This window comes from Streptomyces albipurpureus (genome assembly GCF_023701525.1).
Lineage (GTDB): Bacteria > Actinomycetota > Actinomycetes > Streptomycetales > Streptomycetaceae > Streptomyces > Streptomyces albipurpureus.
Genome location: NZ_JAMQAW010000122.1, coordinates 1 through 3,552, shown reverse-complemented (window position 1 = coordinate 3,552; position 3,552 = coordinate 1). Strand labels below are relative to the sequence as shown.

5 protein-coding genes are annotated in these 3,552 nt (G+C 69.1%); all 5 read left to right on the top strand.

From position 1 onward, the window contains the following. The first annotated feature begins 98 nt into the window (after nucleotides 1-98). On the top strand, nucleotides 99-632 hold the full coding sequence (locus NBG84_RS39995) for a Pycsar system effector family protein (protein ID WP_308312166.1): 534 nt from the start codon (nucleotides 99-101) through the stop codon (nucleotides 630-632). A 120-nt stretch (nucleotides 633-752) separates the two neighbouring features. Further along, the gene (locus tag NBG84_RS39990) at nucleotides 753-1,613 is read left to right on the top strand and encodes an AAA family ATPase (protein ID WP_250924658.1); all 861 of its coding nucleotides are present in this window, start codon (nucleotides 753-755) and stop codon (nucleotides 1,611-1,613) included. Nucleotides 1,614-1,870: 257 nt separating this feature from the next. Next, nucleotides 1,871-2,293 carry an NUDIX domain-containing protein gene (locus NBG84_RS39985; RefSeq protein WP_250924657.1) on the top strand — a complete coding sequence of 141 codons (423 nt, stop codon included), beginning with the start codon at nucleotides 1,871-1,873 and terminating at the stop codon, nucleotides 2,291-2,293. A gap of 95 nt (nucleotides 2,294-2,388) precedes the next feature. Then, entirely contained in the window at nucleotides 2,389-2,784 is a 396-nt protein-coding gene (locus NBG84_RS39980; RefSeq protein WP_250924656.1) for a RapZ C-terminal domain-containing protein, read from the top strand. A 189-nt stretch (nucleotides 2,785-2,973) separates the two neighbouring features. Next, the coding region (locus tag NBG84_RS39975) for a GIY-YIG nuclease family protein (protein WP_345780625.1) at nucleotides 2,974-3,552 on the top strand (579 nt) is incomplete at its 3' end.

The window sequence follows — 3,552 nt, the reverse complement described above, 5'->3', positions numbered from 1 at the left end:
CTCCGCCGCGGCGCCCACTACCCCCCACGGCCGCAGCTGCCAATAGCACCCAGCCCGGCCCGCCCGGCCATTTCTACGATCAGAAACGGAAACCCCCAGTGAGCACCGACCAGACCGCCCAAGCCCCCTCCGCCTTATCCGCCGACGACCACAGCGGCAACCGAACCGCCGGCCCCGGCCCTGGCCTGAGTTCCCGCGCTGATGCCAACCTCGACACCGCGCTCAGCACGGTCACCGAAGAGATCGGCCGCACCAATACGAAGGCGTCCATCCTGCTCGCCTTCACCGGCGCGGTCCTCGCAGGGCTTGCGTCCCTCGCCGACGACGGTCTGTCCCTGCCCACCCGCGTCTTCGGCTCCCTCGCCGTCCTCGCCCTGGGCGTCGCAGCCGTCTTCCTGCTCCTGGTCGTCCGGCCTCGACTCGGCGGCACCGACCGCGCGTCGTTCCCGTACTGGGCACGCCTCAACGAAGACGAGATCCGCGCGTCCATGAACAGCGACACCCGCGCCGCCCAGGTGAAGGTGCTCTCCCGCATCGCCGTCTGGAAGTACATCGGGCTGCGGCGCGCGGTCGACCTCATCCTCACCGCACTCGCCCTACTGGACCTGGCCGCAATCTGCGCCGCGCTCTGAACCACCCGCCTGACGGACTGCCCGTGCCGCCCCGTACCCGCCGCCTCTACCTGGCTGCTGGGTCCGGGGCGGTTGCGGTGGCCCCTCAGTAACCGCTCACCCAAGACGAGACGGAGAACCATGAACACCGAGACGACTACGGCCGCGCTCGCCCAACTCCACCTTCCCCAGCCCGCGCTCTACGTCCTCATCGGCGCAGCCGGTGCCGGTAAGAGCACCGTCGCCGCCACGTTCCCGGCCTCATGGCGCCTCTCCCTGGACGAATGCCGCGCCCGCATCTGTGACGACGCCGGGTCGCAGGACTCCACACCGGACGCTCTGCGTGTGTTCGGCGCGATCCTCGAAGGGCGCCTAGTTCGCCGGCTACCGACCGTCGTAGACGCCACCAGTACCCAAGCCCCGCACCGAGTCGGCCTCATCGACCGCGCACACGCATATGGGCTGCCGGTCATCGCGATCGCCGTCCGCACAGACCTCGCCATCTGCCAGGCCCGCCAAGCATCCCGGCCGACCAGCCGTCGAGTGCCCGCGAAAGTCATCGCACGCCAGCACCAAGACGTCCCCAGCTTGGAGGCGCTGCTACGAGAGGGCTTCGACCAGGCCCACGACGCCACCGACCTCGACCTGATGCGGATGCTCCTGGAACACGCAGCCGCAGCCGGACCCGACCCGCACGACACGATCCGCGCCACCTTCGGCCCCGACCTCACGGACCTCTTCACCTTCTCCGACAGCGCCCACTCCACTGGCGTTTTCGCGGTCGCCGGACGCGAACTCACCATCCGCTACTGGGACGCGGGTGACCCGTTCGACCACCACTGGCAAGCCCGGCACGGCCAGTGCCCGCACGGCTGCGGCGGCACCCGCTGGGCCCGCGTCGACGACGCCACCGACCTCCTCAACGTCCACCAAGGCGGATCACCCGACGACGTGTGGTGCGACACCTGCGACAACACCGCCATCGCCGCGAGCACCTGGTGACCCGACGCCGCTCCCCCACACCCGGACCCCACCCGCACCCGCTCACCCCCGAGGACCTTCCCGGCGAAGAGACGTGGTGGCGGGGCTGCCCAAAGTGCCACCTGCCGATCCAGGGCGGGGGTGCCGGACTCGCCGCGCACCGCCGCACCGTCCACCGCGACGACGGCAGCGACCGCATCACGATCCAGCTCTAACGCCCCGCCCACAGCACCGCATGACGACGCCCTGTTCTGCCTCCCCCAAACCGAAAGGTGAGCATGACCGAGACCGAGATCGAGACCATTCGCTACACCGCCGACGTGGTCGCCCTGACTCCCGACGGCAATGTCCTGCTGATCGAGCGTGACTGGCCGCCCTACGAAGGCACCTGGGCACTCCCCGGCGGCCACGTGGACGCCGGCGAATCGAGCCGTGACGCGGGTGCCCGGGAGTTGGCTGAAGAGACCGGTGTCCACGTGAGCGCCGACAGCCTGCGCCCGATCGGCGTCTGGGACGCGCCCGGCCGCGACCCGCGCGGCCGGTACGTCACCGTCGCCTACACGACGGTCGTCCCCGCCGACACCCAGGCCACCGCCGGAGACGACGCCCGCACCGCCCGCTGGTGGCCGCTGGCCGACCTGCCACCGCAGTTGGCCTTCGACCACGCCGACATCCTCAACGCCGCAGCATCAACCCTCTGAAAACACCGCAACAAACGCCAGAGCACCGCGCCCCGACCGCTCAGGCAGGGGCGCGGTGCTCAGTCGTTCCCCTTCACCAGATCCGGAGACCCTTCATGCGCCCGACCCTTCCGATCCGCCTGATCTCGTTCGGCTATCTCCACCTCTGCGATGGTCCACCGCCCCCAGCGGACCGTGTGGAAGACGTCCGCGACCGACTGCGCGACCCCGCCGCAGCCCGCCACATCCTCGACCTCGACGGCCTCAACCCCCGCGTCCAAGACGTAGTCCTCAACACCCCCGGCGCCCGCGAACTCATCGCCAACCTCACCGACTACGCCAACCTCCCGGCCGGCCCCCGGGCCATCGCCATCGGATGCGCAGGAGGACGCCACAGGGCAGCTGGTCTTACCGAAATCCTCGCCCGAGCACTTCGGGACCGTGGCCGCCAGGTGGATGTCGAGCACCTCCACGTCCACCTCCCCCGCGTACTGAAGACGCAGCACCCCTGATCAGTCCCTCAGACCGATGGACGCTCGGAAGTGACCCGGCGTCAGGCGAGTAGCCAGGCGCAGCGGCCTGCCGCTCAGCTGCGCCTGGCTGGTTGCGGGAGAACCGGAACTCGCCGAAAGACCAGGAGAGACAAACACGCCAGTGCCATAAGACGGCGGCACCCCCAGACGAAAGCGACTTCCCTGCTTATGTCATCTACTGCCTCATGGGTATACCTCGCGGGATCACTCGAAGCCCGCCCTGTACGGCTCGGTACCGGTCATGACACCGCCGCACGCTTGCGCGAGATGCAGACCGGCTCACCAGTCCGCCTGCACCTGATGTGGTGCACCCGTGCCGGACAGGACCTGGAACGCGCTCTACTGGAGCGATTCGCCGCCTACCGCGTGCATGGCCCCTGGCTCGACTTCGGCGACGAGCACCCCGTCGCCCTGGTAGCCACCGCAGCCGTACTGCTTGGCCATACCGCCTACCCGAACAAAGACACAGACCGGACTCCCGGCCTCACCGCCCTGCCGCACCTCGCCGAAGCGAAACGACTAGCCGCTCTCCTACGTCAGGCATTCGCCACCGCCGGTGACCCACCCGCGATGCCCCTCACACCCATCCTCGACTATCTCCGCGCCCACGACCCCGCCACCTGGAACCAGTGGAACGACCAACCCATCAGACAGCAATTGGGGATGGCGGGCAGAACACTCTCCCGAACATTCCGCAGTGCGCGCCTAGACCTAGCGTCGACCCGCCTGAGCCATCTCCCCACGAAA

Bases quoted from the DNA above. Each gene is read 5' to 3' on its own strand.
- NBG84_RS39990 (WP_250924658.1), top strand. From the start codon at position 753: ATGAACACCGAGACGACTACGGCCGCGCTCGCCCAACTCCACCTTCCC.
- NBG84_RS39985 (WP_250924657.1), top strand. From the start codon at position 1,871: ATGACCGAGACCGAGATCGAGACCATTCGCTACACCGCCGACGTGGTC.
- NBG84_RS39980 (WP_250924656.1), top strand. From the start codon at position 2,389: ATGCGCCCGACCCTTCCGATCCGCCTGATCTCGTTCGGCTATCTCCAC.